This window comes from Pseudomonas sp. PB101, from assembly GCF_009764265.1.
GTDB lineage: Bacteria > Pseudomonadota > Gammaproteobacteria > Pseudomonadales > Pseudomonadaceae > Aquipseudomonas.
Map to the genome: position 1 here is coordinate 228163 of NZ_RWIR01000052.1, position 26922 is coordinate 255084.

The 26922-nt window shown below is 60.5% G+C and carries 27 protein-coding genes and 1 pseudogene; 10 read left to right on the plus strand and 18 right to left on the minus strand.

The features are described 5' to 3' along the window. Positions 1-182: 182 nt before the first annotated feature. Together EI969_RS16110 and EI969_RS16115 are read left to right on the plus strand one after the other, a co-directional pair. Positions 183-458 (plus strand): HU family DNA-binding protein, encoded by a 276-nt coding sequence (locus tag EI969_RS16110; RefSeq protein WP_003195589.1) that lies wholly within the window; start codon positions 183-185, stop codon positions 456-458. 259 nt (positions 459-717) lie between these two features. Next, the gene (locus EI969_RS16115; RefSeq protein WP_160388653.1) at positions 718-1101 is read left to right on the plus strand and encodes a helicase; all 384 of its coding nucleotides are present in this window, start codon (positions 718-720) and stop codon (positions 1099-1101) included. Between the two features lie 98 nt (positions 1102-1199). Here the strand turns inward: EI969_RS16115 and EI969_RS16120 are convergent, their stop codons facing one another. From EI969_RS16120 to exbB, 6 genes are all read right to left on the minus strand, one after another. Continuing rightward, positions 1200-2603 (minus strand): aminoacyl-tRNA deacylase and HDOD domain-containing protein, encoded by a 1404-nt coding sequence (locus EI969_RS16120; protein ID WP_160388654.1) that lies wholly within the window; start codon positions 2601-2603, stop codon positions 1200-1202. 78 nt (positions 2604-2681) lie between these two features. After that, positions 2682-4757, minus strand: coding sequence for an ATP-dependent DNA helicase RecG (recG, locus tag EI969_RS16125; protein WP_160388655.1), 2076 nt, complete (start codon positions 4755-4757; stop codon positions 2682-2684). A gap of 9 nt (positions 4758-4766) precedes the next feature. After that, a complete protein-coding gene (locus EI969_RS16130; protein ID WP_160388656.1) occupies positions 4767-5696 on the minus strand; it encodes a hydrogen peroxide-inducible genes activator in 930 nt (309 codons plus the stop codon). 192 nt (positions 5697-5888) lie between these two features. Continuing rightward, positions 5889-6638, minus strand: a complete 750-nt coding sequence (locus EI969_RS16135; protein ID WP_160388657.1) for an energy transducer TonB — start codon at positions 6636-6638, stop codon at positions 5889-5891. Next, entirely contained in the window at positions 6635-7063 is a 429-nt protein-coding gene (gene exbD, locus EI969_RS16140; protein WP_160388658.1) for a TonB system transport protein ExbD, read from the minus strand. The genes EI969_RS16135 and exbD overlap by 4 nt, the downstream gene beginning before the upstream one ends. Before the next feature lie 6 nt (positions 7064-7069). Continuing rightward, positions 7070-8050: a tonB-system energizer ExbB gene (gene exbB / locus EI969_RS16145; protein WP_160388659.1), complete on the minus strand. Its 981-nt coding sequence runs from the start codon at positions 8048-8050 to the stop codon at positions 7070-7072. 189 nt (positions 8051-8239) lie between these two features. Here exbB and EI969_RS16150 point away from each other — a divergent pair, with 189 nt between their 5' ends. Further along, on the plus strand, positions 8240-9097 hold the full coding sequence (locus tag EI969_RS16150) for an SDR family oxidoreductase (RefSeq protein ID WP_160388660.1): 858 nt from the start codon (positions 8240-8242) through the stop codon (positions 9095-9097). Between the two features lie 77 nt (positions 9098-9174). Here EI969_RS16150 and EI969_RS16155 read toward each other — a convergent pair whose 3' ends face one another. The 6 genes from EI969_RS16155 to EI969_RS16180 all read right to left on the minus strand — a co-directional run bounded on the left by EI969_RS16155 (position 9175) and on the right by EI969_RS16180 (position 14475). Further along, positions 9175-9915, minus strand: coding sequence for a hypothetical protein (locus EI969_RS16155; protein WP_160388661.1), 741 nt, complete (start codon positions 9913-9915; stop codon positions 9175-9177). A gap of 67 nt (positions 9916-9982) precedes the next feature. Continuing rightward, the gene (locus EI969_RS16160) at positions 9983-10363 is read right to left on the minus strand and encodes a RidA family protein (RefSeq protein ID WP_003229509.1); all 381 of its coding nucleotides are present in this window, start codon (positions 10361-10363) and stop codon (positions 9983-9985) included. A 22-nt stretch (positions 10364-10385) separates the two neighbouring features. Continuing rightward, on the minus strand, positions 10386-12491 hold the full coding sequence (spoT, locus tag EI969_RS16165; protein ID WP_160388662.1) for a bifunctional GTP diphosphokinase/guanosine-3',5'-bis pyrophosphate 3'-pyrophosphohydrolase: 2106 nt from the start codon (positions 12489-12491) through the stop codon (positions 10386-10388). Between the two features lie 57 nt (positions 12492-12548). After that, positions 12549-12812, minus strand: a complete 264-nt coding sequence (gene rpoZ, locus EI969_RS16170; protein WP_007921129.1) for a DNA-directed RNA polymerase subunit omega — start codon at positions 12810-12812, stop codon at positions 12549-12551. 166 nt (positions 12813-12978) lie between these two features. Next, a complete protein-coding gene (gene gmk / locus EI969_RS16175) occupies positions 12979-13599 on the minus strand; it encodes a guanylate kinase (protein WP_160388663.1) in 621 nt (206 codons plus the stop codon). A 12-nt stretch (positions 13600-13611) separates the two neighbouring features. Next, positions 13612-14475 carry a YicC/YloC family endoribonuclease gene (locus EI969_RS16180; RefSeq protein ID WP_160388664.1) on the minus strand — a complete coding sequence of 288 codons (864 nt, stop codon included), beginning with the start codon at positions 14473-14475 and terminating at the stop codon, positions 13612-13614. Between the two features lie 268 nt (positions 14476-14743). Here EI969_RS16180 and rph point away from each other — a divergent pair, with 268 nt between their 5' ends. The 3 genes from rph (at position 14744) to gltS (ending at position 17452) form a co-directional block, all read left to right on the plus strand. Beyond that, on the plus strand, positions 14744-15466 hold the full coding sequence (gene rph / locus EI969_RS16185) for a ribonuclease PH (RefSeq protein WP_160388665.1): 723 nt from the start codon (positions 14744-14746) through the stop codon (positions 15464-15466). 28 nt (positions 15467-15494) lie between these two features. After that, on the plus strand, positions 15495-15863 hold the full coding sequence (locus EI969_RS16190; RefSeq protein ID WP_160388666.1) for a DUF4870 domain-containing protein: 369 nt from the start codon (positions 15495-15497) through the stop codon (positions 15861-15863). 383 nt (positions 15864-16246) lie between these two features. Beyond that, the gene (gltS, locus tag EI969_RS16195) at positions 16247-17452 is read left to right on the plus strand and encodes a sodium/glutamate symporter (RefSeq protein WP_160388667.1); all 1206 of its coding nucleotides are present in this window, start codon (positions 16247-16249) and stop codon (positions 17450-17452) included. Positions 17453-17527: 75 nt separating this feature from the next. On the opposite strand, the gene EI969_RS16200 is transcribed toward gltS, so the two are convergent. Beyond that, complete coding sequence (locus tag EI969_RS16200) at positions 17528-18307, minus strand: exodeoxyribonuclease III (protein ID WP_003176915.1); 780 nt, start codon at positions 18305-18307, stop codon at positions 17528-17530. An 81-nt stretch (positions 18308-18388) separates the two neighbouring features. On the opposite strand from EI969_RS16200, the gene pyrE reads away from it, so the two are divergent. Beyond that, the gene (pyrE, locus tag EI969_RS16205) at positions 18389-19033 is read left to right on the plus strand and encodes an orotate phosphoribosyltransferase (RefSeq protein WP_160388668.1); all 645 of its coding nucleotides are present in this window, start codon (positions 18389-18391) and stop codon (positions 19031-19033) included. Positions 19034-19212: 179 nt separating this feature from the next. On the opposite strand, the gene argB is transcribed toward pyrE, so the two are convergent. The 4 genes and pseudogenes from argB to coaBC all read right to left on the minus strand — a co-directional run bounded on the left by argB (position 19213) and on the right by coaBC (position 23447). After that, positions 19213-20118 carry an acetylglutamate kinase gene (gene argB, locus EI969_RS16210; RefSeq protein ID WP_008047078.1) on the minus strand — a complete coding sequence of 302 codons (906 nt, stop codon included), beginning with the start codon at positions 20116-20118 and terminating at the stop codon, positions 19213-19215. Between the two features lie 17 nt (positions 20119-20135). Continuing rightward, positions 20136-21512 (minus strand): annotated as a pseudogene (locus EI969_RS16215) (phosphomannomutase/phosphoglucomutase); the annotation flags it as partial. Between the two features lie 265 nt (positions 21513-21777). Continuing rightward, complete coding sequence (dut, locus tag EI969_RS16220; protein ID WP_160388670.1) at positions 21778-22233, minus strand: dUTP diphosphatase; 456 nt, start codon at positions 22231-22233, stop codon at positions 21778-21780. A 5-nt stretch (positions 22234-22238) separates the two neighbouring features. After that, the gene (gene coaBC, locus EI969_RS16225; RefSeq protein ID WP_160388671.1) at positions 22239-23447 is read right to left on the minus strand and encodes a bifunctional phosphopantothenoylcysteine decarboxylase/phosphopantothenate--cysteine ligase CoaBC; all 1209 of its coding nucleotides are present in this window, start codon (positions 23445-23447) and stop codon (positions 22239-22241) included. A gap of 135 nt (positions 23448-23582) precedes the next feature. Here coaBC and radC point away from each other — a divergent pair, with 135 nt between their 5' ends. Next, on the plus strand, positions 23583-24257 hold the full coding sequence (gene radC / locus EI969_RS16230) for a DNA repair protein RadC (RefSeq protein ID WP_160388672.1): 675 nt from the start codon (positions 23583-23585) through the stop codon (positions 24255-24257). 128 nt (positions 24258-24385) lie between these two features. On the opposite strand, the gene EI969_RS16235 is transcribed toward radC, so the two are convergent. After that, positions 24386-25972 carry an ABC transporter substrate-binding protein gene (locus EI969_RS16235; protein ID WP_160388673.1) on the minus strand — a complete coding sequence of 529 codons (1587 nt, stop codon included), beginning with the start codon at positions 25970-25972 and terminating at the stop codon, positions 24386-24388. Between the two features lie 446 nt (positions 25973-26418). On the opposite strand from EI969_RS16235, the gene rpmB reads away from it, so the two are divergent. Next, the gene (gene rpmB, locus EI969_RS16240; RefSeq protein ID WP_007975166.1) at positions 26419-26652 is read left to right on the plus strand and encodes a 50S ribosomal protein L28; all 234 of its coding nucleotides are present in this window, start codon (positions 26419-26421) and stop codon (positions 26650-26652) included. An 11-nt stretch (positions 26653-26663) separates the two neighbouring features. Next, entirely contained in the window at positions 26664-26819 is a 156-nt protein-coding gene (gene rpmG / locus EI969_RS16245) for a 50S ribosomal protein L33 (protein WP_003177274.1), read from the plus strand. Positions 26820-26922 lie beyond the last annotated feature (103 nt).

Here is a 26922-nt window from a genome sequence, read left to right on the forward strand (position 1 = left end):
CTGTCGGAATCACCCCCCTTTTGCCCCAACAAAGGCCGCGCCGATACTGGCGCGGCTCGTCACTGCGTGCCATCCTCACTCCCGTCTGCCGCAGAGTAGAGCACCTGCGGCGCTTTTGGCGCTGCTCCGCAGAGGGCAGCACGGACATAACAACAACAAACCGTCAAAGGGGCTTCACTCATATGCGTAAACCAGACCTCGCTGCAGCTATTGCTGAAAAAGCAGACCTCACCAAAGAACAAGCCAACCGCGTTCTCAACGCCGTTCTGGAAGAAATCACCGGTGCCCTGCACCGCAAAGACAGCGTGACGCTGGTGGGCTTCGGCACCTTCCTGCAACGCCATCGCGGTGCCCGCACCGGCAAAAACCCGCAAACCGGCGAGCCCGTCAAAATCAAGGCCAGCAACACCGTTGCGTTCAAGCCGGGCAAGTCGTTGAAGGACAGCGTCAATCCGTAATCAGTATCGACCTCCCGCATGCGGGAAGCGGACAAGGAATGGGCACGCCAACCAGGTTGGGTGCCCATTTTTTATGGGACGCGAAAGGCAATGCGATCACTGTAGGAGCCGGCAAGTATCCTGCGTTAAGAAAGTGTGACTTGGCAGTCATCATGCGGCAAATGTAGCTCATCTTCTTCTAACGTAACTCGAAGGTGGCGTTCTGTTTGTAAGTCGCTACACTGCCCCGGCCGTTCATTTTTCTCTTGAGGCTGTGCGCATGAAATTTCGTTTTCTGCTGTGGATGCTGGGTTTGTTGATGGGTAAGGCCAGCCGGACCAATCCGGCGTTTCAGCAGCAGTTGGGTGATAAGGACCTGGTGTTTCAGCTACAGACCCTGGACGGGAAAGTGGCGCGGCATTTCCGCGTGAAGGACCAGCGCATCACCAGCCAATCGGGCGTGCATACCGAGCCTGCGTTTGCGATTGCCTTCAAAGACGCCGCGTACGGCTTTGCCACGATGCAGGCGAAGAACAAGCAACTGGCGTTCATGACGGGGATTCAGGACAAGTCGATTCAGATCAAGGGCAACCCGGCGCTGGTGATCTGGTTCCAGGGGTTGACCAAGTATTTGAAGCCGAAGAAGGCCCAGCCGAAGGCTTGAGGTCTTTCAGGTAGATCGAGTGATATTCATCGCGGGCAAGCCCGCTCCCACAGGGATCACCTGAATCCTGTGGGAGCGAGCCTGCTCGCGATTGCTTTTCAGCCTTGAGTGAATTGCGAAGCCAGTTCGCGCAGCAGCACTTCAGCCTCCAGAACCTTGCTGACCACGTCGTTGGCTTTTTCGCGGCTCAGGCCCAGGCGTTCCAGCAGTGCGTCAGGGATGTCTTCGTCCGGGCCCGAGCCGATGCCTCGGCTGCGCAGCAGGCGCACCGCCAGGCACACCAGGTTCGGGTATTCGGCGTAGGCGCCATCGTAGGCCGGGTCGTGCTGGAAGCGCAGGGCGGTGGCCAGTTCTTCGGGCATGTCCCAGTAGCGCATCAGCCATGAGCCGATCTGTTCACGGCTGATGCCCAGCAGGTGTTGTTCCACGAAGCTGTGGCACAGGTGCGGGTTGACCTCCAGGTGGCGGCAGATCAGCGAAAAGTGCGGCGGGAATACGTGGGCCAGCAGCAGGTAGCCGAAGTTGTGCAGCAGACCGGCCAGGTAGGTCAGGCCGGCTTCCGGACGCTGGGTGCGTGGCATGGCGCGGGTCAGGCCTTCGATCACCGCGGCGGTGTAGATCGATTGCTGCCAGTACGGCGTGGAGTGTTGCGGGTGGTCCTTGGGCAGGCTCAGGGTCTTGCCCAGCGCCAGGCCCAGCGCCAGGTTGATCACCAGGTCGAAGCCCAGCACGCGCACGATGGCGTCTTCCACCGAACGGATCTTGCCCGGCGAGGCGTAGTACGGCGAGGCCGCCCAGCTCACGACCTGTGCGGCCAGCGCCGGGTCGGTTTCGACCACGCCGGTGATGTCGTCGATGGTTGCGTTGGGGTCTACGCGCAGCTTGATGATTTTCTGTGCGGTTTCGGCCAGCGGCGGAATTTCAATGGTCGCTTCCAGACGTTGCTGGATGCGTCGTGCGGTGAACGCCTGGACGGCCTGGGTGATTTCCTCGCGGTCGTCATCGGGGCGGTCGAGGTTCGGACGAATGCTGCTCAGGTTTTCGCCGAAGTTGGCGGCGCTGGCCTTGGTCAGCATGGTCGTCTTGAAGTCTTCGCTGGAGATTTCCAGCAGCACGCCCGGTTCACCGGAGTTGATCAGCAACTTCGGCTCGCGCAGCAGGCTTTCGTCATACAGGCACGGTGAGCTGGTCAGCGCCGGCAGGCCCGGCAGCAAGCTGAGATTGTGCTTGCCGAGCATTTTTTTCAGGCGTTCGGTCGGTACGGCGGCGAGGCGGCGGCCGGTGAGTTCAGTGAGGCGATTGAGGTCCAGCAATTGGCTCTGCGGGAACAGCACCATCAATACGCCAACGCTGTCATCGAGCAGAACGGCCTGCACCTTGCGCGCGGGATTGAGGCCGTGACGGTCCAGCACTTCTTCATAGGCAATGCCCAATTTGCCCAGCATCAGCCGAATAACCGACGGAGCGTGCGGGGTGTCGGGTGCGAGGGCAACTTCGGTCATGGTCTGTATCCGTACTTGAACAATTGCAGGAGTATAACCAGCTTGCCTTGGGCCACGCCTCAGAAACCGTGACGGTTGTCACACTTGGCCGTATTGTTGGCCATGACGCAGCCAACGGTCGAGCAGCGGGCTGACGTGGGTCGGCCAGCGCTCGAGCAATGCCTGGGCGGCATCCCGTACGGCGGGTAGCAGATCGGCGTCGCGCATCAGGTCGGCGACCTTGAATTGCAGCAGGCCGGTTTGCCGGGTGCCGAGCATTTCGCCGGGGCCGCGCAGTTCCAGATCCTTTTCGGCGATGACAAAACCATCGTTGGTTTCGCGCATGATGCCCAGGCGCTGACGGCCGATCTGCGACAGCGGTGGATGGTAGAGCAGCACGCAATGGCTGGCCGCGCTGCCCCGGCCGACGCGGCCGCGCAATTGGTGCAGTTGTGCCAGGCCCAGGCGCTCGGGGTTCTCGATGATCATCAGGCTGGCGTTGGGCACGTCGACGCCCACTTCGATCACCGTGGTCGCCACCAGCAGTTGCAGGTTGCCAGCCTTGAATTCAGCCATCACTGCAGCTTTTTCCGCAGGTTTCATGCGGCCGTGGATCAGCCCGACCTTCAGTTCGCCGAGGGCGGCGGTGAGGTCTTCATAGGTGGTTTCGGCGGCCTGGCAGGTCAGCTCTTCCGACTCTTCGATCAGCGTGCACACCCAATAGGCCTGGCGCCCTTCGGCGCAGGCGCTACGCACCCGCTCGATGACTTCGACCCGTCGGGTGTCGGTGATCAGCACGGTGTTGACCGGGGTTCGGCCGGGGGGCAGTTCGTCGAGGATCGAGGTGTCGAGGTCGGCGTAGGCGCTCATGGCCAGCGTGCGCGGAATCGGCGTGGCGGTCATGATCAGTTGGTGCGGGCACATGCGCCCGCCGACGCCTTTCTGCCGCAAGGCCAGACGCTGCTGTACGCCGAAGCGGTGCTGTTCGTCGATGATCACCAGCGCCAGGTTCTTGAATTGCACTTCGTCCTGGAACAGTGCGTGGGTGCCGACGACCATCGGCGTGCCGCTGGCGATTTGCTCCAGCGCGGCGACGCGGTTCTTGCCCTTGAGCTTGCCGGCCAGCCAGGCGACATCAATGCCCAGCGGTTCGAGCCAGCGCTTGAAGGTGATGAAGTGCTGCTCGGCGAGAATCTCGGTGGGCGCCATCAGGGCCACCTGATAACCAGCCTCCAGCGCTTGCAGCGCGGCGAGGGCGGCGACCACGGTTTTGCCGGCGCCGACGTCGCCCTGGATCAACCGCAGCATCGGTTCATGCTGGCTGAGGTCGTAGGCGATTTCGTTGCCAACCCGTTGCTGGGCGCTGGTCGGTTTGAAGCCGAGGTTGGCCAGGTATTTGGCTGGCAGTTGCGTGGCCTTGGGCATCGCCGGCGCACGCAGGGAGCGCATGCTTTCGCGCAGGCGCTGTTGCGACAGCTGATGGGTCAGCAGTTCTTCGAAGGCCAGGCGGTGCTGCGCCCAGTGGTGACCGAGGGCCAGCTCATCGACGTCGGCATCGGCGGGCGGGTTGTGCAGGTAGCGAATCGCATCGGCCAGCGGCGCCAGTTGGTAGTCGCGGGCCAGTTCGTTCGGCAGCCAGTCGGGCAGGCTGCTGGGGCCGAGCAGGGTGAGGGTCTGCATGCACAACTGGCGCAAGCGCTGTTGGGTCAGGCCTTCGGTGAGCGGGTAGACCGGGGTCAGGGTTTCATCCACCGGCGGCGGCTCGTCACCAGTAATGGCGCGGTATTCCGGGTGGTAGATCTCAAGCCCCGAAGCACCAGGCCGCGCCTCGCCGTAGCAGCGAATCCGCGTGCCGCGCTTGAGGCCTTCTTTCTGCGCGTTGCTGAAATGGTAGAAGCGCAGGCTGAGTCCGCCGGTACCGTCCTGCAGCCGAACCACGAGGCTGCGTCGACGCCCCATGACCACGTCGGCGCCGCTGACGGTGCCTTCGATGACGGCATCCTGGCCAGGTCGCAGCGCGCCGATCGGAACCACGCGGGTGCGATCCTGATAGCGCAGCGGCAGGTGAAACAACACGTCCTGGAGATTCTCCAGGCCGACCTTGGCCAGTTTCTCGGCCATGGCTTCACCGACACCCTTGAGTGCCGTCACCGACACTTGCGACAACTCGCTCATGACCGTCGCTTAACCCGCAGCGACTTGTGCCGCTGGCTTGACCACCGAGCACAGGCGAATGGAGTCAGCGAGGATTTCAATCGCTTTCGGGCGCGGGAAGCTGGCGCGCCAGGCAATGGCCACGGTGCGAAACGGTACGGGTGCGGACAGCGGACGCACTTCGATCACGCCGGGCGCGTAGTGATGGCTGTCGACCGCGGACAACGGCAGGATCGAAATACCCAGGCCGGATGCGACCATGTGGCGAATGGTTTCCAGCGAGCTGGATTCCACCGTGGTGTGCTTGGCGCCGTCGTTGCCCTTGGTCAGGGTCGGGCAGGCTTCCAGCACCTGGTCACGGAAGCAGTGGCCTTCGCCGAGCAGCAGCAGGCTCTTGTCGTTGAGCAGGCTGGCGTCGATGGATTCCTTTTGTGTCCAAGGGTGCTGCGCCGGCATCAGCACGTAGAACGGCTCGTCGTAGAGCTGCAGGGTCAGCACATCGGCTTCGTTGAACGGCAGGGCGATGATGATCGCGTCGAGCTCGCCGTTGCGCAGCTTGTCGCGCAGCACGTGGGTGAAGTTTTCTTCGATGTACAACGGCATCTGCGGGGCGACCCGGTGCAGTTGTGGAATCAGGTGCGGAAACAGGTACGGTCCGACGGTGTAGATCGCGCCGACTTTCAGCGGGGCGGTCAGCTGGTTTTTGCCGGCCTGGGCCAATTCGCGGATGCCCTGGGCCTGCTCCAGCACTTTCTGCGCCTGGGCCACGATGCCTTCGCCGACCGGGGTCAGGCGCACGGCGCTTTTGCTGCGCTCGAAAATCAGCACACCGAGTTCGTCTTCAAGCTTTTTCACGCCCACCGACAGGGTTGGCTGGCTGACGTGGCAGCGCTCGGCCGCGTGGCCGAAGTGCTGCTCTTGGGCGAGGGTAACGATGTAGCGTAATTCTGTGAGGGTCATAGCAAGCGTCCATGAAGTTGCGGGCCAAGCATACCGGCTGCAATCGATAGACGCACGTTATCAGACTGGGTGTGTGTAGGGGCGCGATTGCTAGCGAAAAACCTGACACCTTCGCGGGGTGTCAGGCTCGCCGCGTTATCGTTGACGACCATCGCGAGCAGGCTCGCTCCTACACAGGGCTGCGCGACGTTTTTAACGGCGGCGTTTTTCCAGCGAATACACAAAGGGTGCAACGATTTCGATGGAGCCGTTGGTCAGCATGTCGGCCGGTGGCTTGGGCAGCGGTTGGGCGCGGCGGATCATTTCCAGGGTGGCCCGGTCCAGATCCGCAGTGCCCGAGGCACCTACCAGCTCAAACGACAACACATTGCCTTCGGCATCCACGACGAAACGCAGACGGTTCATGCCTTCCTTGCCCCGCGCCTGTGCACTGGCCGGATACTTCTTGTACTTCTGCAGGTGCGCCAGCAGCGTGCCTTGCCAGCTGGCCTTGGCCGCCAGTTGAGCCGGCGAAGGGCCAGGCGCGGGCTGCGCGGATTTCTGCGTGGGAGCCTGAGTCTGCTGCGTTTCGGCAGGTTTCTCTTCGGCCGGTTTTTCCTTCGGCGGATCAGGTTTCTTCTCGACCGGTTTGGGCGGCTGTGGCTTGGGCTTTGGCTTGACGGGCTTGGGCACGGCAATTTCAGCTTTCGGCGCTTCAGCGAGCTTGGGTATCGGCAGTTCTTCAACCGGAGCCGGTGGCTGCGGCGGGGTGACGACTTTCGGCGGAGCGGGCGGTGGCGGGGCAGGAACCGGCGCCAGCTCGACCATCATTGCCTGTGGGGGCAATTCAATGGGCGGACGGGCGGACCAGTTCAACGCCAGCGCGATGGCCAGCGCGTGAACACCCAGCACCACGGCCAGGCTACCGCTGTAACGCGTCAGCTTATGGCGCGTCCTGATCATTTCTTGACTGCCGACTCGAGACCGACCAGACCCACTTTCAGGTAGCCGGCAGAGCGCAGGTTATCCATCACGCTCATCAGGTCGCCGTAATCCACGCCTTTGTCGGCCTGGAAGAAGATCGTCGTGTCTTTCTTGCCCTGGGTCCTGGTGTCGAGCGTGGCGCCGAGTGCTTCGGCCTTCACTTCGTCTTCGCCGAGGAACAGGCGCTGGTCAGCCTTGACGCTGAGGAACACCGGTTTCTCTGGCCGCGGCGCCGGTTTGGCGGTGGAGGCGGGCAGGTCGACCTTGATGTCCACGGTGGCCAGCGGGGCCGCCACCATGAAGATGATCAGCAGTACCAGCATCACGTCGATGAACGGCGTGACGTTGATTTCGTGGTTTTCGGCCAGATCGTCGTCTGCCCCTTCTTTCAAATGCAGGCCCATGGCCGATTACCCCACTTTCACCATGTGCGGTTGCGAGCTGCGCTCAGGCTGGTGGTCGAGGTCGCGGCTGACCAGCAGCAGGACCTGGGCCGACGCGTCGGACACCTGGGCCTTGTAACCGGCGATGGAGCGGGCAAAGACGTTGTAGATCACCACCGCAGGGATCGCTGCAACCAGGCCCAACGCGGTAGCCAGCAAGGCTTCGGCGATGCCGGGGGCCACGACGGCGAGGTTGGTGGTCTGGGTCTTGGCGATGCCGATGAAGCTGTTCATGATGCCCCACACGGTGCCGAACAGGCCGACGAACGGCGCAGTGGAACCGATGGTGGCCAGCACGCCGGTGCCGCTGCTCATGTTGCGACCGCAGGCCGCGACCAGACGCTCAAGACGGAAGCTGACGCGTTCCTTGATGCCTTCTTTCTCACGGCTGTTGACCGACAGGCGCATCTCTTCGAGAGCATCATGTACCAGCAGGTTGGCCAGGGTGCCTTCCTTCGCCGCGGTGGCGCTGGCTTCCTTGAGGGAGGCGGATTTTTTCAGTTGGGCGATTTCACCACGCAGACGACGCTTGGCGCCCATCAGCTCAAGACCCTTGGCGATCCAGATGGTCCAGGTGATGATCGAGGCGATGGCCAGGCCGATCATCACGATTTTCACGATGATGTCGGCATTCTGGTACATGCCCCACGGCGACAGGTCATGGGCCATGCCCAGGGTGTTGTCGGCTTCGAGGACTTCAGGAACGTCTTCACCCAGGGTGTCTGCCGGTGCTGCCTGTGCAGGATCTGCTGCGGCCGGAGCAATGGCCGGGGCGGCGTGATCGGCAGGTGCAGGTGCAGGTGCTGCGGCGGCGGCCGGAGCGGCAGGCGCCTGCGCATCGGCGAACGCGGCGACTGGTGCGAGCATCAGGCTGAGCAGCAGGGCGGCCACTGCGCTCCAGGCGCGAGGTCGTTTGGTTGGCGAAGCGGGGAATTGATTGCGTGTCATGCTGGCCGGACCTGAGAGAAAAAAACGGGTGATGTTCTTCCAGGCCTCGAAGGGCCGAGAACAAAAGTGGCGTGTATTATTGCAAGTAATTCTTGTTAACAGAAGTAATAGAGTCTCTTTTTTTCCTGCATTGCTAGCCGCCTGTCTATTGCCGGCGCTAGTCTGTGGCTTTGCGATGGGAGTTTTCTGATGTCTGCGCCTACTGTTTTGATCGCCGGCTGCGGTGATGTTGGCGGCCGCCTGGCCACACAATTGCTGGCGGCGGGATGGGAGGTCCATGGCCTGCGGCGTGACGTTTCGCGTCTGCCCGCCGGCGTCATCGGCGTTGCCGGTGATTTGTTCAACAAAGAGTGTCCGGCCACTTGGCCAATCGGTGCCGTGGACTACCTGGTGTATTGCGCGGCGGCCACCGATCACGACGAAGCCGGTTACCGCGCTGCGTATGTCCAGGGTCTGGAGCATGTGCTGGAGTGGCTGGGCGACTACGGGCAGGTGCCCAACCGTCTGCTGTTCGTGTCCAGCAGCAGTGTTTATGGGCAGCAGGAAGGTGAATGGGTCGATGAGAGCTCACCTGCCGTGGCGGCCGGCTATTCGGGTCGTGTGATGCTCGAAGCCGAGCAACTCGCGCTCAAGAGCGGTATCCCGGCCAGTGTCGTGCGCCTGACGGGCATTTATGGTCCCGGCCGCGAGTGGTTGCTGACGCAGGTGCGCCGGGGCTATCGCGTGGTGGTCGAGCCACCGTTGTATGCCAATCGGATCCATGCCGACGATGCCGCAGGGTTGATGGCGTGCCTGCTTGAGGCGGATCGGCGTGGCGTGGCGCTGGATGATGTCTACATCGGTGTTGATGACGAGCCGGCAGCGCTGGCTGATGTGGTGGGCTGGTTGCGTGAGTATCTGGGTGTGACCGAGTGGGCCGATAACGACAGCGTGCGACGCACTGGTAGCAAGCGCTGCAGCAATGCGCGGGCCAGGGCGTTGGGCTGGACGCCGATGTATCCGAGTTTTCGCGAAGGTTATGCGGCGATTCTGGAAGGGCGCTGCTGACTTCCAGGCACCGTAAACACCTGTGGGAGCGGCGGTGCGGCGATCCCACAGGGTTATCAGTTGGCTTCAAATCCAGCTTATTGCTTCTCGAGCAACCACTTGCGATCACCCGGCGTGTACTGAGGCATCTCGTCCGCCTGCGCCGTGTTCACGGTCTGGAAAATCTCCAGCTCCTTGCCCTTGCGCGCAAAGATCCAGGCGTTGCCCTGGCCATTGAGTTGCAGCCACATGTTGTCATTGCCGCCGCTCATGGATGCGCAATCACCGGCCAGGCACAGCGCATAACGATCAGTGCCCGGCAGGCCGGTCACCTGGCCGTCGGCCTGGAATTGAACCGTGCTGCCTTCGCCCGGGCCGTTGACGATTGTCCAGCCGCCGCCCATGTAGGCTGAATACAGTGCGCGTTCGAAGCTGGCGCCCATCGGTGCGCCATCCGGTACCTGGATCTGTACGCGGTCGAAGACTTGCTCAGGCTCGTTGTCGCTGGCGGACTGGCTCAGTTGTTTGCCGTCACGCTTGAGCTCACTGGCCGAGCTGCCATAAAAGTCGACTTTCCAGGCGCCGGACTCTTCACCCAGCAGCTTGCCGTCGACATTTTCAAAACCGTTGGTGTAGCGGGCCTGACCGGCCTTGGTGTTGATGTCCCATTCCAGGTTCGGACCATTGGCCTGGAGCGCTTCACGCAGGGGGACGCCCTTGGCGGCAGCATCGATCGCCACCTGGTTGATCCAGGTGCCGCTGATATCGCGATCGGCAGGGTTGCTGGCACATCCGCCCAGGAGCAGGGCGAGCAGCGAGAGAGCAAGCGCGTTGCGCATGGTGGAATCCTTTCAAGCTTTCTTTACAGCAGAGCAGTCGGCGCAGCCCGGGGCTGCGCCGCACGCATTACTCGATGACCAGGATGGCATCCATTTCAACCTGCGAACCCTTTGGCAGGGCTGCTACGCCGATGGCGGCGCGGGCAGGGTAAGGCTGGTCGAAGTACTTGCCCATGATCTCGTTGACCTTGGCGAAGTGGCTCAGGTCGGTGAGGAAGATGTTCAGCTTGACGATGTCCTTGAACGAACCGCCGGCCGCTTCGGCTACGGCTTTGAGGTTCTCGAACACCTGGACGGTCTGGGCTTCGAAGCCTTCAACCAGTTCCATGGTTTTTGGGTCCAGGGGAATCTGACCCGACATGTAGACGGTGTTGCCAGCCTTGATCGCCTGGGAGTAAGTACCGATGGCGGCCGGGGCCTTGTCGCTGGTGATAACAGTCTTGGTCATGGATAGCTCCTTGAAGGGTGGGTTACGCGCGCATGCGGGTGATGCGGATCACCCCGGTCAGGGCACGCAGTTTCTTGATCACGCGGGCCAGGTGCACGCGATCGTGCACGCTGACCACCAACTGGACCACGCTGATGCGACCATCGCGTTCGTCCATGCTGATTTTCTCGATGTTGCCGTCGGCGGCATTGACGCTGCTGGCCAGCAGTGCGATCAGGCCGCGCTGGTGTTCCAGCTCGACGCGCAGCTCGACGTTGAATTCGCCGGTGACATCCTTGGCCCACGAGAGCTGGATGCATTTTTCCGGGTTGTGGCGGATTTCGCTGATGTTGCGGCAGTTGTCCAGGTGCACGACCATGCCTTTGCCGGCGGACAGGTGGCCGACAATCGGGTCGCCCGGGATCGGCGTGCAGCACTTGGCGTAGCTGAGCACCAGGCCTTCGGTACCGCGAATTGCCAGCGGGCCTTCCGGGCTCGGCAACTGTTCGCCTTCGCCGAGCAAGCGACGGGCGACCACATAGGCCATGCGATTACCCAGGCCTATGTCTTCCAGCAAGTCTTCGATCAATTCGAGGCGGTACTCGACGAGCATGGCCTTGACGCGCTCGGCCGGAATTTTTTCCAGCGAGCTGTCGAAGCCGTTGAGCACCTTGTTCAGCAGGCGTTCGCCTAGGCTGATGGATTCGGAGCGGCGTTGCAGCTTCAGCGCATGGCGGATGTGCGTGCGCGCTTTGCCGGTGACCACGAAATTGAGCCAGGCCGGGTTCGGTCGCGCGCCGGGTGCGCTGACGATCTCGACCGTGGAGCCGCTTTGCAACGGTTCGGACAGCGGTGCGAGACGACGGTTGATCCGGCAGGCGATGCAGCTGTTGCCCACGTCGGTGTGCACCGCGTAAGCGAAGTCGACTGCCGTGGAGCCCTTGGGCAGCTCCATGATCCGGCCTTTTGGCGTGAACACGTAGACCTCGTCCGGGAACAGGTCGATCTTCACGCTTTCGATGAATTCCAGCGAGTTGCCGGCACGTTGCTGCATTTCCAGCACGCCCTTGACCCACTGGCGGGCGCGGGCGTGAGTGCCTTTTGGCTGCTCGTCGCCGCTGGATTTGTACAGCCAATGGGCGGCGATGCCGTTGTTGGCCATCTCCTCCATTTCACGGGTGCGGATCTGGATCTCGATCGGTACACCGTGCATGCCGAACAGCGTGGTATGCAGCGACTGATAGCCGTTGGCCTTGGGGATCGCGATGTAATCCTTGAAGCGTCCCGGCAGCGGTTTGTACAAGTTATGTACAGCACCCAGCACGCGGTAGCAGGTATCGACCTTGTCGACGATGATCCGGAACGCGTAGACGTCCATGATCTCGTTGAAGGCCCGACGCTTGCCGCGCATTTTCTTGTAGATGCCGTAGAGGTGTTTCTGGCGACCGCTGACCTCGCCCTGGATACCGTCGACGGCCAGGCAGTGACTGAGGGATTCTTCGATCTTGTTGACGATTTCCTTGCGGTTGCCCCGGGCGCGCTTGACGGCCTGGTAGATCCGCGCGGAACGCATCGGGTGCATGGCCTTGAAGCCGAGGTCTTCGAATTCTATGCGGATGGCGTGCATGCCCAGCCGGTTGGCGATGGGCGCATAGATTTCCAGGGTTTCCTTGGCGATGCGCCGGCGTTTTTCGCCGGACAGCACTTCCAGCGTGCGCATGTTGTGCAGGCGGTCGGCCAGCTTGACCAGGATCACGCGAATGTCGCGGGCCATGGCCATGGCCATTTTCTGGAAGTTTTCAGCCTGAGCTTCAGCCTTGGTCTCGAAGTTCATCTGGGTCAGTTTGCTGACCCCGTCGACCAGTTCGGCCACGGTTTCGCCGAACTGCGCTTGCAGCGCTTCCTTGGCAATACCGGTGTCTTCGATCACGTCATGCAGCATCGCAGCCATCAGGCTCTGATGGTCCATGTGCATGTCGGCAAGAATATTGGCCACGGCAAGAGGATGCGTGACGTACGCCTCACCGCTACGGCGGCGTTGACCGTCGTGGGCTTGTTCGGCGTAGAAATACGCTCGGCGGACCAGGTTGACCTGGTCATTGCCGAGGTAGGTCGATAAGCGATCGGCGAGGGCGTCTATGCTCGGCATGATATCTCCTGCCGCAAGCTTTTATCCCGCGCCGTGCTACGTCGACCAGGCATAGGCTTAGACGGCCTCGTTGGACTCGTCCTCGAATGCAGCAAAAAGCGGTTCATCTTCAACGATTTCGGCTTCAGCGATAGCTGCGTAGTCGATCAGGCCTTCAGCGATTTCGCGCAGGGCGACGACGGTAGGCTTGTCGTTTTCCCATGCTACTTTCGGCTCTTTGCCGCCGGTGGCCAGTTGACGGGCACGCTTGGTAGAGAGCATGACCAGCTCAAAGCGGTTATCCACGTGTTCTAGGCAGTCTTCAACGGTTACGCGGGCCATGGTCTTCCTCGTAGCAAATGCAATATGCGCGCTGCCCGGATGGGCGAGCGGACTCAACAGTTTAAAAAATCACCAGCGATTAGGGAAGCGCTGATTTTTTGACCAAGCCCTTCAACGCGCTGCAAGTGCCAATGTAAAGCCCTTGCAGCTGTTTTGGGAAGTGCTGTCAGCCAAGCAATTCCGCCAGCAATTTGCCGTGACGCTGTTGCTGACGCTTCTGAATCAGCTGATTGGCGCGGAAAATCGCCTTCAGATCGTGCAGCGCGTGGGCGAAATCGTCGTTGATGATCAGGTAGTCGTAGTCGACATAGTGGCTCATCTCGCTGACGGCTTCGCGCATGCGGCCGTCGATGATCTCGTCACTGTCCTGGCCGCGATTGGTCAGGCGCTGGTGAAGGGCCTGCAACGACGGCGGCAAAATGAAGACCGAGCGGGCCTGCGGCATCAGCTTGCGCACTTGCTCGGCACCTTGCCAGTCGATTTCCAGAATCAGGTCGTGGCCTTCGTCCAGGGTCTGCTGCAAGTGGCTTTGCGAAGTGCCGTAGAGATTGCCGAACACTTCGGCGCGCTCGAGGAAATCGCCGTGCTCGATCATCTTCACGAACTGTTCGCGCGCGACGAAGTTGTAGTTCACGCCGTCCACTTCGCCCGGGCGCATGGCGCGGGTGGTGTGGGAGACCGAGACGCGGATCTCCGGATCGGCGTCGGTCAGGGCCTTGACCAGGCTGCTCTTGCCCGCGCCCGAAGGGGCGGAAATGATGTACAGGGTGCCAGTGCTGTGGGTCATGTCGGGGTAGCCTTACTCAATATTCTGCACTTGTTCGCGCATCTGCTCGATCAACACCTTGAGGTTGACCGCAGCCTGGGTGCTGCGCGGGTCGAAGGCTTTGGAGCCCAGTGTGTTGGCTTCGCGGTTGAGTTCCTGCATCAGGAAGTCCAGGCGCCGACCGGCGGCGCCACCGGATTTGAGCACCCGGCGAACTTCGATGATGTGGGTGCTCAGGCGGTCCAGTTCTTCGGCGACGTCGCTTTTTTGCGCGAGCATGACCATTTCCTGTTCCAGGCGCTGCGGGTCCATCTCGGCCTTCATGTCGGCAAAGCGGTCGAGGACTTTCTGGCGCTGGGTGGCGAGCATCTGCGGGACCAGTTCGCGCAGGGTCACCACGTCTTCTTCGATGGAGCTCAGGCGCTCGTTGATCAGCCGTGCCAGCTCCGCGCCTTCGCGCTCGCGGCCGGCCTTCAACTCTTTGAGGCCCTGATTGAACAGTGCCAGCGCTTCGGCGTTCAAGGCCTGCGGGTCGGTGGCGTCGCCTACCAGTACGCCGGGCCAGGCCAGGACTTCCAGAGGGTTCAGCGCTGCCGGGTTTTTGATCAGGCCGGCGATGGTTTCGGCGGCGGCGACCAGTTGCGCGGCGCGTTCCTGATCGATTTGCAGCGCTTTGCCGGTGTTTTCTTCGGTAAAGCGCAGGGTGCATTCGAGCTTGCCCCGCGATACGCCCTGGCGCAGGGCCTCACGAACAGCACCCTCGAGGTCGCGAAAAGACTCCGGCAGGCGCAGGTGGGGTTCCAGGTAGCGGCTGTTGACCGAGCGCAGTTCCCAGCTCAGGGTGCCCTGGACGCCGGCTTTTTCGACGCGGGCGAAGGCGGTCATGCTGTGCACCATGGCGGTACCTCGCAATGCAGATCGGCGCAGAACCGTGGTTCCGGGAGTCCGATATCAATGAATTAAAGCCGACTGGCAGCAAAGGCGCAGGATTGTAGCGCAGTGGCGCGGATGCGCCCAAACACAGGGTGTGACAAAGAGCGGCAGGCTGGCAGCGACGTGCAGCGCAGAGCCATCGGTCATCGGTGGATTTTTTTAGAAGTGCCCAGTGGCGGCCGTCGGCCCTATAATGCTCCGCAGTTTTCCGTCCCCAGTACAGGTATTCCCTATGATACGTCCAAGTGGTCGCGCTGCCGATCAGCTCCGCTCGATCCGCATCACCCGCAACTACACCAAGCACGCCGAGGGTTCTGTGCTGGTCGAGTTCGGTGATACCAAGGTCATCTGCACTGTCAGCGTTGAACCGGGCGTACCGCGTTTCCTGAAAGGCCAGGGCCAGGGTTGGTTGACTGCCGAGTACGGCATGCTGCCGCGCGCTACCGGCGAGCGTAACCAGCGTGAGGCCAGTCGTGGCAAGCAAGGCGGCCGTACCCTGGAAATCCAGCGTCTGATCGGTCGCTCCCTGCGCGCGGCGCTGGACATGACCAAGCTGGGCGACGTCACCCTGTACGTCGACTGCGACGTGATCCAGGCCGATGGCGGCACCCGCACGGCTTCGATCACCGGCTCCATGGTTGCGCTGATCGATGCCCTGAAAGTCATCAAGAAGCGGGGCGGCCTGAAGGGCGGCGACCCGGTCAAGCAGATGATCGCCGCTGTTTCCGTAGGCATGTACAAGGGTGAGCCCGTGCTCGACCTCGACTACCTGGAAGACTCGGCCGCAGAGACCGACCTGAACGTGGTAATGACCAGCGCTGGCGGCTTCATCGAAGTCCAGGGCACTGCCGAAGGCGCGCCGTTCCAGCCTGAAGAGCTGAACGCCATGCTCGAACTGGCCAAGAAAGGCATGAACGAAATCTTCGAACTGCAAAAGGCCGCGTTGACCGACTGACCGGACCGCTCCAGGCAAGGAGGACACCATGAGTGACGAACAACTACCGCTGCCCACGCCGAGCCGAGAGGTGCGCCAATGGGCAATGTTTTGTCACTTGTCCGCCTTGTTGGGGATCTGGATTCCGTTCGGGACGATCATCGGCCCGCTGATTCTCTGGCAAATGAAGCGCGAGATGGACCCGTTCATCGACGCTCAGGGCAAGGAAGCGCTGAACTTCCAGCTCACCGTCGCCATCGCCTCGGCCATCTGCTTCCTGCTGATGCTGTTGATTATCGGGTTCTTCCTGTTTGGCTTGATCGCCATCGGTGCATTGGTGCTGACGATCATTGCCGGAGTGAAGGCCAATGAGGGGCAACCTTATCGATATCCGTTCACCTGGCGGCTGATCAAGTAAGCCGAGACACGGTTGCTGTTTGAAGCACAGTTAAAAAACAAATGCCCCGACCTGTCGGGGCATTTGTTTTTTTGCAATCAGATTAATCTCTAATATTGCGTACTTGGTTGTACGTAAGTCAGTTGAAGTTAATTCGTACACATAATAGTTCTTACACGTTTAGACACAAACTGCAAAGCCCAGTATGGCTTGTATGCTTGGCAATGAGACTTGGCGGTTGATAAGGTTGCCCCAGGTAATATTCATCATGAAATATTTCGATATATTCGGACCATTGACGGCCTCTGAATCAAATGCCAACCAGTGTTGAGACAACTCAGCCTGTTCAAGAGCGTGTCCAGGTAAAAAGTTCGCCCCTGAATATATAAGAAAGAGTATCCAGAATGCTTCAGCTTGATTTTTACGGAACACTTGTCGCCGCCTCTTTAGTACTTTTGCTGGGACGGGGTCTTGTCACGCGTGTCGGTTTTCTACGTACTTATAATATCCCCGAACCCGTAGCGGGCGGGTTAGTGGTTGCCTTGACTCTTCTGGCATTGAGAAGCCTCGATATTGAAGTCCGCTTTGATACTTCGCTGCAAACGCCGTTGATGCTGGCGTTTTTTGCCACTATCGGTTTGAGCGCGGATTTCGCCAGCCTGAAGAAGGGTGGGCGCGTCGTTGGGGTCTTTCTGCTGGCGGTCGTCGCACTTCTGGTGATCCAGAATGCCATGGGCATCGGGCTCGCTACGGCGTTGGGGCTCGATCCTTTGATGGGCTTGTTGACGGGCTCGATAACTCTGGCGGGCGGTCACGGAACAGGTGCGGCATGGGGGGCGACGTTCAGCGAGAAGTTCGGTCTGGCTTCCGCCTCTGAACTGGCAATGGCCTCCGCAACGTTTGGCCTGGTGTTGGGTGGTTTGATTGGTGGGCCTGTTGCCCGCCTGCTTATCAGCCGTGTCCAGACACCCGGTTGCCAGCAGGAAAAGCCACGGTTGCCCAAGGGCTTTGAACAACCGAACAAAGAGCGCTCGATCACGTCGTTTTCTCTAGTCGAGACACTGGCGCTGATCGCTGTCAGCCTGCTGACGGGCACACTTCTCAATGGCTGGCTCCAGGGAACCGCATTTGAGTTGCCGACATTCGTTTGCGTGTTGTTCGTGGGCGTGGTTTTGCGAAACGGGCTTTCGGCGCTTGGCGTGTATCAGGTGTTTGAGCGTGAAGTCTCGGTGTTGGGGAATGTCAGCTTGTCGCTGTTTCTGGCGATCGCCCTGATGTCACTCAAACTTTGGGACCTGGCTGCACTGGCCTTGCCGATCTTTATCATCCTGGCTGCGCAAACATTGGTCATGGCTTTGTTTGCGATCTTTGTAACGTTCAGGATGATGGGCAGTAACTACGATGCGGCAGTACTGGCGGCGGGGCACTGCGGTTTTGGACTGGGCGCTACGCCAACAGCCATCGCCAACATGCAAGCGGTGACACAGCGCTACGGGCCTTCGCAGATCTCGTTCCTGGTAGTGCCAATGGTGGGTGCCTTTTTCATCGACATTGTTAATGTCATCGTGATCAAGTTGTACCTTGCACTACCATTCTTCGTTGCGACTTGACGTTTAGAGCGCACAAAAAATGCCCGTATCTTGCGATACGGGCATTTTTTTGGCTGTCACTCAGTGAAGAATCACTTAAATGGTCAGCGTCCAGTCGTAATCCACGATCAGCGGTGCGTGTTGCGAGAACCGCGGCTGACGTGGCAGGCGCGCGCTGCGTACAAAGCGGCGCAGGCCCGGGGTCAGCAGTTGATAGTCGAAGCGCCAACCGAGGTTGAGCATCTCCGCCTGTTCGTTGTCCGGCCACCAGCTGTACTGGTCGCCTTCACGGCTGACTTCCCGCAGGGCATCGACATAACCCATGTTGCCGACAATCTCGTCCATCCAGGCACGCTCAGGTGCCAGGAAGCCCGGAGATTGCTGGCTGTCGCGCCAGTTCTTGATATCCAGCTTCTGTTGCGCCACGTATAGCGAGCCACAATAAATGTACTCGCGACGTTTGCGTCGCTGTTTATCCAGATAACGGGCGAAGTCGTCCATTAGCTTGAACTTCTGGTTCAAGTCTTCATCGCCGTTCTGCCCCGAAGGGAGCAGCAAGGTCGCGATGCTGACCTTGTCGAAATCGGCTTGCAGGTAGCGCCCGTAGCGGTCGGCCGTCTCGAAACCGAGACCGCTGATGACAGCCTTCGGTTGCAGCCGCGAATACAAAGCCACGCCACCTTGGGCGGGGACTTCGGCATCGCAGGCATAAAGGAAGTATCCATCCAGTTGGAAGGCTGGATCGTCCAGTTCAAAGGCGGAGGCGCGGGTGTCCTGCAGGCAGATGACGTCGGCATTCTGTGCTTGCAGCCAACTGAGCAAACCACGCTCGACTGCAGCCTGAATACCATTGACGTTCACACTGATGATCCGCATAAATGGCCCCAAAAATCGCGTGCGTGTATGATACACGGCGTCAAGCTAATTAGCTAAATCCGTGGTATTTGGGGTTTTTTCATGCAAGCGTATCAGCGCGATTTCATCCGTTTTGCCATCGATCGCGGCGTTTTGCGCTTCGGTGAGTTCACCCTGAAGTCCGGGCGCACAAGTCCTTACTTCTTCAATGCCGGCCTGTTCAACTCGGGTTCGGCCCTGGCGCAGCTGGGTCGTTTCTACGCCGCTGCCATTGCCGAGAGCGGCATTCCCTTCGACGTGCTGTTTGGCCCGGCCTACAAAGGCATCCCGTTGGCGGCGACCGCCGCCGTGGCCCTGGCCGAGCATCACAACCGTGATCTGCCATGGTGCTTCAACCGCAAGGAAGCCAAGGCCCATGGCGAAGGCGGCAGCCTGGTCGGCGCACCGCTGACCGGCGACGTGTTGATCATCGACGACGTGATCACTGCCGGCACCGCGATTCGTGAAGTGATGCAGATCATCGCCTCCCAGGAAGGCGCGAAGGCCGCTGGCGTGCTGATCGCCCTGAACCGTCAGGAGCGCGGCAACGGTGAGTTGTCGGCGATCCAGGAGGTCGAGCGTGACTTCGGCATCCCGGTGATCAGCATTGTGTCGCTCAACCAGGTGCTGGAATTCCTCGCGGACGATCCGCAGCTCAAGCAGCATTTGCCAGCAGTCGAGGCCTACCGCGCGCAGTTCGGCGTTTAATCGCTATTCCCTTGTAGGAGCGAGCTTGCTCGCGATGCACGTCAGAGCGCCTCTTTTCGCCAGGCGCCCCGCGTTATCGTTGACGTTTTTCGCGAGCAAGCTCGCTCCTACAGGAACTGTGGAATAAAAAAGACCCCGCTCAGCCAGGCCGAGCGGGGTCTTTTTGTTTGCGCGATCGCTTACGGACGCTTGCGATTGCTGATCAGGGTGCCCACACCGGTATCGGTGAAAATCTCCAGCAGGATCGCGTTCGGCACGCGACCGTCGATGATCAACGAGCTGCCCACGCCGCCCTGGACCGCTTCCAGCGCGCAACGGATCTTCGGCAGCATGCCGCCGTAGATGGTGCCGTCGGCGATCAGGTCGTCGACTTGCTGGGTTGTCAGGCCGGTCAGGACCGTGCCCGACTTGTCCATCAGGCCGGCGATGTTGGTCAGCAGCATCAGCTTCTCGGCTTTCAACGCCTCGGCGACTTTACCGGCCACCAGGTCAGCGTTGATGTTGTACGACTCGCCGTTGGCACCAACACCGATGGGTGCGATCACCGGGATGAAATCGCCCTTGACCAGCAGGTTCAGCAGGTCGGTGTTGATGCCGACTACTTCGCCCACATGGCCGATGTCGATGATTTCCGGGGTGGTCATCTCCGGGGTCTGGCGGGTGACGGTGAGCTTCTTCGCACGAATCAGCTCGGCGTCTTTACCGGTCAGGCCGATGGCGCTGCCGCCATGACGGTTGATCAGGTTGACGATGTCCTTGTTGACCTGGCCGCCCAGGACCATTTCCACCACGTCCATGGTCGCGGCATCGGTGACGCGCATGCCGTCGACAAAGTGACTCTCGATCGACAGGCGCTTGAGCAGGTCACCGATTTGCGGGCCGCCGCCGTGAACCACCACCGGGTTGATGCCCACGGCTTTCATCAGCACGATGTCGCGGGCGAAGCCGGTTTTCAGCTCCTCGCTTTCCATCGCGTTGCCGCCGTATTTGATCACCAGGGTCTTGCCGACATAACGGCGGATGTAAGGCAGCGCTTCGGACAGGACCTTGGCGGTGTTGGCGGCGGCTTCGCGTTCGAGGGTCATTCAGGGCTCCGGGTGAATCAGAACGGTAGTTGGAGATCAGGTGCAACACGCTTCAACTGGACTTTGAATACGTCCTTGATGCGCTGCAATTCAGCCTCGTCATCGGCCTCGAAACGCAGCACCAGCACCGGTGTGGTGTTGGATGCGCGTACCAGGCCCCAGCCTTTGGCGTAGTCGACTCGCACGCCGTCAATGGTGGTCAGGTCGGCGCCTGGGCCCCACTGTGCGTCGTGCAGTGCATCAATGATGCTGAATTTGCTCTCTTCGGTCACATGGATATTGATTTCCGGCGTAGAAATATCGTTCGGGAAGGTCGCAAACAGCTCTTCCGCCGAGGATTTTTCCTTGCTGAGGATTTCCAGCAACCGAGCGGCGCTGTAAATGCCGTCGTCGAAACCGAACCAGCGCTCCTTGAAGAAGATGTGCCCGCTCATTTCGCCGGCCAGCAGGGCACCGGATTGTTTCATCTTCTTTTTGATCAACGAGTGACCAGTCTTCCACATTAGCGACTGGCCACCGTATTCCTTGATCAACGGGATCAGGCGGCGGGTGCATTTGACGTCGAAGATGATCTCGGCGCCCGGGTTGCGCGCGACAACGTCACGGGCGAACAACATCAGCAGACGGTCCGGGTAGACGATGCTGCCGGTGTTGGTCACCACGCCGACGCGGTCGCCGTCGCCGTCGAAGGCCAGGCCGATGTCGGCGTTGGTTTCCTTGACCTTGGCGATCAGGTCCACGAGGTTTTCAGGCTTGCCCGGGTCCGGATGGTGGTTCGGGAAGTTGCCATCCACTTCGCAGAACAACGGGATGACTTCGCAGTTCAGCGCTTCGATCAGCTGTGGGGCGATCACGCCGGCCGCGCCGTTGCCGCAGTCGACAACCACTTTCAGGCGACGGGCCAGTTTGATGTCCCGGACGATTTCGTTGTTGTAGCGCTCGAGGATCTCGACCTGGGTGATGCTGCCCTGGCCGCTGCTCAGGTCGTTGGTCTTGAGGCGGTCGTGCAGGGCCTGGATCTGTTCGTTGGCCAGGGTGTCGCCGGCAATGACGATCTTGAAACCGTTGTAGTTCGACGGGTTGTGGCTGCCGGTGAGCATTACACCGGATTTGCCGGCCAGCACATTGGCGGCGTAATACAGTGCCGGAGTCGGGACCAGGCCGACATCACTGACATGGCAGCCGCTGTCGGCGATGCCTTTGATCAGTTGGGCGACCAGTTCCGGACCGGACAGACGGCCATCGCGACCGACGGACACGTTTGGCTCGCCCTGGGCCAGGCTTTGGGTGCCGACGGCGCGGCCGATCCAGTAAGCGGTTTCAGCGTTCAGGAACTCCGGGACGGTGCCGCGAATGTCATAGGCGCGGAAGATGCTGTCCGGGAACTTGGGTGCGATTTTGGCCGGGGTGTTCATCTGTGGAAATGCTCCATCTCGAAAGTGGCTGGACAGGCCGCCGAATCATTCGGCGGCAGGCTCAAACTGAAGGGTATGACGGCGATTTCCACAGAGAGTTCGTGGTGTGAAAGGGCCATGACGCCCATGGCGGCAAGGGTTTGGCCGGGCAATGCCTTGATTCTCGGTACTAAACGCTGCAGATGACAATTTGAATTTTGTGGTGAGGAAGCCAGTTCCCTCACCACAAAGGATCTCTACCGAATCAACGGGTGCCGGTATGGCCGAAGCCGCCGGTGCCACGCTCGGTTTCAACAAACTCTTCAACCATTTCGAAGTGAGCCTGTACCACCGGCACCAGCACCAGTTGCGCCAGGCGCTCACCGACCGGCATGGTGAATGCGGTCTGGCCACGGTTCCAGCAGGAGACCATCAACGGGCCCTGGTAGTCGGAGTCGATCAGGCCGACCAGGTTGCCCAGCACGATGCCGTGCTTATGGCCCATGCCCGAGCGCGGCAGGATCAGCGCCGCCAGGTTCGGGTCACCGATGTAGACCGACAGGCCGGTAGGGATCAGCACGGTTTCACCCGGCTTGATCACGGTGTCCTGCTCCAGCATGGCGCGCAGGTCGAGGCCGGCGGAGCCCGGTGTGGCGTATTGCGGCAGCGGGAATTCGGTACCGATGCGAGGGTCGAGGATCTTGGCTTGCAAAGCGTGCATGTAAATTAAACCTGGTTCAGACGTTCGGCGATAAAAGTGATCAGCTGGCGAGCAATCTTGCTCTTGCTGGTCTGGGCGAAAAGTGTGGCGTGAAGCTCACGGTCGATGACGCTGCAGGCGTTTTCTTCGCTGTTGAAGCCAATGCTCGGGTTGGCGACGTCGTTGGCGACGATCAAATCGAGGTTCTTGTCTTTCAACTTGCGTGCAGCGTAATCGAGCAGGTGCTCGGTCTCGGCGGCAAAACCGACACTGAACGGGCGGTCGGGGCGGGTGGCGATGGTGGCCAGGATGTCCGGGTTACGCACCATCTGCAGCAACAAGCCGTCGCCGTTCGTAGGATCTTTCTTGAGTTTCTGTGGGGCGACGACTTCCGGTCGGTAGTCAGCGACTGCTGCCGAGGCGATGAACAGGTCACAAGGAATCGCCGCTTCGCAGGCGGCCAGCATGTCGCGGGCGCTGACGACGTCGATGCGGGTGACGCGATCCGGGGTCGGCAGGTGCACGGGACCACTGATCAGGGTGACGCGGGCGCCGGCTTCGACCGCCGCTTCGGCCAGGGCGAAACCCATCTTGCCGGAGCTGTGGTTGGTGATGTAGCGCACCGGGTCAATGTTTTCCTGGGTCGGACCTGCGGTAATCACCACGTGTTTGCCGGTCAGGGCCTGACGCTTGAAGCAGTCGGCCGCGCATTGGGCGAGATCAGTGGCTTCGAGCATGCGGCCCAGGCCGACGTCGCCGCAGGCCTGGCTGCCGGAGGCCGGGCCGAAGACCTTGATGTCGCGGCTTTCGAGGGTTTGCAGGTTGGCCTGGGTTGCTGGATCGCGCCACATGGCCTGGTTCATTGCCGGTGCAACGGCGACCACCGCATCGGTGGCCAGCACCAGTGTGGTCAGCAGGTCGTCGGCAATGCCCTGTGCCAGGCGTGCGATCAGGTCCGCCGTGGCGGGGGCGATCAGCACCAGGTCGGCCCACTTGGCCAGCTCGATGTGGCCCATCGCCGCTTCGGCTGCCGGGTCCAGCAGGTCCAGGTGCACCGGGTGCCCCGACAGGGCCTGCATGGTCAGCGGGGTGATGAATTCCGCGCCGCCACGGGTCATGACCACGCGCACTTCGGCGCCCTGATCGATCAGGCGGCGAACCAGGTCGGCGCTCTTGTAGGCAGCGATACCGCCGCCGACGCCCAGAACAATGCGTTTCCGATACAGCCGCTGCATAGGCCTGCCTTTCAGTTCGTTGGTGACATACGTGGCGAAACCCCCTCCCCAGGGTGAATTCGCCCGCAAAAAAGATGGGCTACGATATCACAGCGACCGCTACGGAACAGCGGCGCCCACAGACAGGGAGGTGCTATGAGTATTCGCGATTGGCCGGCGGCGGAACGACCGCGGGAGAGGTTGCTTGAACAGGGTGCGGAAAGCCTTTCGGACGCCGAGCTGCTGGCGATCTTTTTACGCTCGGGTGTGGTGGGTAAAAGTGCCGTAGATCTGGCGCGACACCTGTTGAATCAGTTTGGCAGCCTGCGTTTGCTGTTCGAGGCCGATCAGGAAACGTTCAGCAAGCAGTTGGGGCTTGGGCCGGCGAAGTTTGCCCAGTTGCAGGCTGCGCAAGAAATGAGCAGGCGCCATCTGGCCGAACGTGCGCGCCAGAAATCGGCACTGGAGAATCCCCACGCGGTTCGCGAGTACCTGAAATCGATGCTGCGCCACGAGCCACACGAGGTGTTTGGCTGCCTGTTTCTCGATTCCAGGCATCAGGTACTGGCCTATGAGACGCTGTTTCGCGGCTCCATCGACAACACCAGCGTCCATCCGCGAGAGGTGGTCAAGCGCACCTTGGCCAACAACGCAGCGGCAGTGATCCTCTGTCACAACCATCCTTCGGGCAACACCGACCCCAGTCAGTCCGACCGGGTGCTGACCAAGCGCCTGCAAAAGGCGTTGGAGTTGATTGACGTGCGGGTGCTGGACCACTTCATCATCGGCGACGGCGATCCGCTGTCGATGGCGGAGTATGGGTGGATGTAATGGGATGCACGCGGACATTGTAGGAGCCGGCTTGCTGGCGATGGGGCCGGCAGATCCAGCATGGGGGCTTAGCGTGCCGACGCTATCGCCAGCAAGCCGGCTCCTACAGGGTTTTGTGTTGTGTCAGATTATTTGAGGTTTACCTTCGAATAATCCTGCCGCCCGAACGGGCTGACCGAGTACCCCTCGACATCCTTGCGTGTCAGCGCGAAGGCCGTCGGGTGGGCCAGGGGCAGCCACAGCGCCTGCTGCTGGATCTGCGCCTGGGCCTGCTCGTAGAGCTTGGTGCGCACGCCTTGCTCGCCGGTGGTCTTGCCGGCGCTGATCAGCTTGTCCAGATCCTGGTTGCAGTAGCGGGCGAAGTTGGTGCCGGACTTGACGGCTGCGCAGGAAAACTGCGGCGTGAGGAAGTTGTCCGGGTCGCCGTTGTCGCCAGCCCAGCCCATGAACAGCAAGTCGTGTTCTCCGGCCTTGGCACGGCGGATCAGCTCGCCCCATTCGATCACGCGGATTTCGGCTTGAATGCCGATTTCCGCCAGGTCGGACTGCAGCAATTGAGCGCCGAGGCTCGGGTTGGGGTTGAGCAGGCTGCCGGAAGGGCGGGTCCAGATGGTGGTCTGGAAGCCTTCCTTGAGCCCGGCCTTGGCCATCAGCGCCTTGGCCTTTGCGATGTCATGCGGGTACCCCGGAAGGTTTTTCGCATAGCTCCAGGTGTTCGGCGGATACGGACCGTTGGCCGCTTCGGCCGTGTCTTCGAACACGGCTTTGACGTAATTGGCCTTGTCGAACGCGAGGTTGATGGCCTGACGCACTTCTGGCTTGTCCAGCGGCGGATGCTGGCTGTTGATGCCGACGAATGCGGTCATGAAGGCGTCAGTCTTTTCGACTTTCAGGGTCGGTTCTTTCAGTGCTTCTTGTACGTCCAGAGGCTTGGGCGACAGGGCGATCTGGCATTCATTGCGACGCAATTTCTGCAAGCGCACGTTGGCGTCCGGTGTGATGGCGAAGATCAGCGGATCCACAGTGGGTTTGCCACCGAAGTAGTCAGGGTTGGCTTTGTAGCGAACCGAGGCGTCCTTCTGGAAGCGGGTGAAAACGAACGGCCCTGTGCCGATCGGCTGGCTGTTGAGCTTCTCGGGTGTGCCCGCCTTCATCAGTTTGTCGGCGTATTCGGCTGAGTAGATCGAGGCGAAGCCCATGCTCAGGGTCGCCAGGAAGGTCGAGTCCGGGTGGTCGAGGGTGAAGCGCACGGTCTGCGGATCGAGGGCGTCGATCTTCTTGATCAGTGCGGGCAACTGCATCGATTGCGCATGCGGGAAGCCGCTCTGGGCCACTTTGTGCCACACGTTGGCCGGGTCGAGCATGCGGTCGAAGCTGAAAATCACGTCTTCGGCGTTCAGTTCACGCGACGGGGTGAAGTATTCCGTCTGATGGAATTTCACCTTCGGGTGCAATTTGAACACGTAGGTCAGGCCATCGGGACTGATTTCCCAGCTGTCGGCGAGGCTGGCGACCACTTTGCCACTGGCCGTGTCGAAATCCACCAGGCGGTTCATCAACACGTCGGCCGAGGCGTTGGTGGTGGTCAACGAGTTGTACTGCACCACATCGAACCCCTCGGGGCTGGCCTCGGTGCAGACGCTCAGGGCGGCGGCAAAGGCCTGTGGGCTCAGCAGAAGCGGGGCGAACAACAGCGGTAGGGCAGCGAGGCGCATGGTCGGCTTCCTTTACAGATCGAAGGCCCATCTGCAAGTGCAGTCTGGAAAAGTCTTACCCTAGTGGGCTCTATTGCAAATGACTATCCCCTTTTTCATTTTGAGAGGACTATAGGCGACTGATTTTGCTGTGCAGCGGTTGAGAAAACCCCCTGGTTGATCGAATGTTCGATTCTCTGCGACGAGCGGTCGTCATCGACGATAGCCTTTGTCCAAGGCGCTCGGCGCCCGGAAAACGGGCATTTTGTGAATTCAACGCACAGTGAATGTTGTTGCTCTCAAGTCTTTCTGGTATAAAGCAGCGCTCTTTTCTAGGGGCCCGGTTCCTTCACTGTAGGTGTAGCCGGTAAGACCTCTAAAGAAACGCGGCGCCTGGCGCCAAATGACTGAGAGATTAAGCGGCCAACCCATGCCGGGTTGGGCATGTGGTTTTAGAGGGCTGAGGCATGTCTAGAGTATGTCAAGTTACCGGTAAGGGTCCGGTAACCGGGAATAACATTTCCCACGCAAACAACAAAACCCGTCGTCGTTTCCTGCCGAACCTGCAGCATCACCGCTTCTGGGTTGAAGAAGAGAAACGTTTCGTGCGTCTGCGCGTATCTGCCAAAGGCATGCGTATCATCGACAAGCGTGGCATCACTGTCGTGCTGGCCGAACTTCGCCGCGATGGCAAGGTTTAAGGGAGCTAATCATGCGTGAATTGATTCGTTTGATTTCGAGCGCCGGTACTGGTCACTTCTACACTACCGACAAGAACAAGCGTACTACCCCGGACAAAATCGAGATCAAGAAATATGATCCGGTTGTTCGCAAGCACGTGATCTACAAAGAAGGCAAAATCAAGTAATTGATTTTTCCCTCTTACGAAAAAGGCCCGTATCGCGAGATACGGGCCTTTTTTGTTGCCTGAATTTCGTGGTGGGGCCCATCGCGAGCAAGCTCGCTCCCAC

What these genes read in the sequence shown, in the direction of transcription:
- EI969_RS16110 (WP_003195589.1), top strand. Translation starts at nt 183, where the DNA reads ATGCGTAAACCAGACCTCGCTGCAGCTATTGCTGAAAAAGCAGACCTC.
- EI969_RS16115 (WP_160388653.1), top strand. Translation starts at nt 718, where the DNA reads ATGAAATTTCGTTTTCTGCTGTGGATGCTGGGTTTGTTGATGGGTAAG.
- EI969_RS16120 (WP_160388654.1), bottom strand. Translation starts at nt 2,603, where the DNA reads ATGACCGAAGTTGCCCTCGCACCCGACACCCCGCACGCTCCGTCGGTT.
- recG (WP_160388655.1), bottom strand. Translation starts at nt 4,757, where the DNA reads ATGAGCGAGTTGTCGCAAGTGTCGGTGACGGCACTCAAGGGTGTCGGT.
- EI969_RS16130 (WP_160388656.1), bottom strand. Translation starts at nt 5,696, where the DNA reads ATGACCCTCACAGAATTACGCTACATCGTTACCCTCGCCCAAGAGCAG.
- EI969_RS16135 (WP_160388657.1), bottom strand. Translation starts at nt 6,638, where the DNA reads ATGATCAGGACGCGCCATAAGCTGACGCGTTACAGCGGTAGCCTGGCC.
- exbD (WP_160388658.1), bottom strand. Translation starts at nt 7,063, where the DNA reads ATGGGCCTGCATTTGAAAGAAGGGGCAGACGACGATCTGGCCGAAAAC.
- exbB (WP_160388659.1), bottom strand. Translation starts at nt 8,050, where the DNA reads ATGACACGCAATCAATTCCCCGCTTCGCCAACCAAACGACCTCGCGCC.
- EI969_RS16150 (WP_160388660.1), top strand. Translation starts at nt 8,240, where the DNA reads ATGTCTGCGCCTACTGTTTTGATCGCCGGCTGCGGTGATGTTGGCGGC.
- EI969_RS16155 (WP_160388661.1), bottom strand. Translation starts at nt 9,915, where the DNA reads ATGCGCAACGCGCTTGCTCTCTCGCTGCTCGCCCTGCTCCTGGGCGGA.
- EI969_RS16160 (WP_003229509.1), bottom strand. Translation starts at nt 10,363, where the DNA reads ATGACCAAGACTGTTATCACCAGCGACAAGGCCCCGGCCGCCATCGGT.
- spoT (WP_160388662.1), bottom strand. Translation starts at nt 12,491, where the DNA reads ATGCCGAGCATAGACGCCCTCGCCGATCGCTTATCGACCTACCTCGGC.
- rpoZ (WP_007921129.1), bottom strand. Translation starts at nt 12,812, where the DNA reads ATGGCCCGCGTAACCGTTGAAGACTGCCTAGAACACGTGGATAACCGC.
- gmk (WP_160388663.1), bottom strand. Translation starts at nt 13,599, where the DNA reads ATGACCCACAGCACTGGCACCCTGTACATCATTTCCGCCCCTTCGGGC.
- EI969_RS16180 (WP_160388664.1), bottom strand. Translation starts at nt 14,475, where the DNA reads ATGGTGCACAGCATGACCGCCTTCGCCCGCGTCGAAAAAGCCGGCGTC.
- rph (WP_160388665.1), top strand. Translation starts at nt 14,744, where the DNA reads ATGATACGTCCAAGTGGTCGCGCTGCCGATCAGCTCCGCTCGATCCGC.
- EI969_RS16190 (WP_160388666.1), top strand. Translation starts at nt 15,495, where the DNA reads ATGAGTGACGAACAACTACCGCTGCCCACGCCGAGCCGAGAGGTGCGC.
- gltS (WP_160388667.1), top strand. Translation starts at nt 16,247, where the DNA reads ATGCTTCAGCTTGATTTTTACGGAACACTTGTCGCCGCCTCTTTAGTA.
- EI969_RS16200 (WP_003176915.1), bottom strand. Translation starts at nt 18,307, where the DNA reads ATGCGGATCATCAGTGTGAACGTCAATGGTATTCAGGCTGCAGTCGAG.
- pyrE (WP_160388668.1), top strand. Translation starts at nt 18,389, where the DNA reads ATGCAAGCGTATCAGCGCGATTTCATCCGTTTTGCCATCGATCGCGGC.
- argB (WP_008047078.1), bottom strand. Translation starts at nt 20,118, where the DNA reads ATGACCCTCGAACGCGAAGCCGCCGCCAACACCGCCAAGGTCCTGTCC.
- dut (WP_160388670.1), bottom strand. Translation starts at nt 22,233, where the DNA reads ATGCACGCTTTGCAAGCCAAGATCCTCGACCCTCGCATCGGTACCGAA.
- coaBC (WP_160388671.1), bottom strand. Translation starts at nt 23,447, where the DNA reads ATGCAGCGGCTGTATCGGAAACGCATTGTTCTGGGCGTCGGCGGCGGT.
- radC (WP_160388672.1), top strand. Translation starts at nt 23,583, where the DNA reads ATGAGTATTCGCGATTGGCCGGCGGCGGAACGACCGCGGGAGAGGTTG.
- EI969_RS16235 (WP_160388673.1), bottom strand. Translation starts at nt 25,972, where the DNA reads ATGCGCCTCGCTGCCCTACCGCTGTTGTTCGCCCCGCTTCTGCTGAGC.
- rpmB (WP_007975166.1), top strand. Translation starts at nt 26,419, where the DNA reads ATGTCTAGAGTATGTCAAGTTACCGGTAAGGGTCCGGTAACCGGGAAT.
- rpmG (WP_003177274.1), top strand. Translation starts at nt 26,664, where the DNA reads ATGCGTGAATTGATTCGTTTGATTTCGAGCGCCGGTACTGGTCACTTC.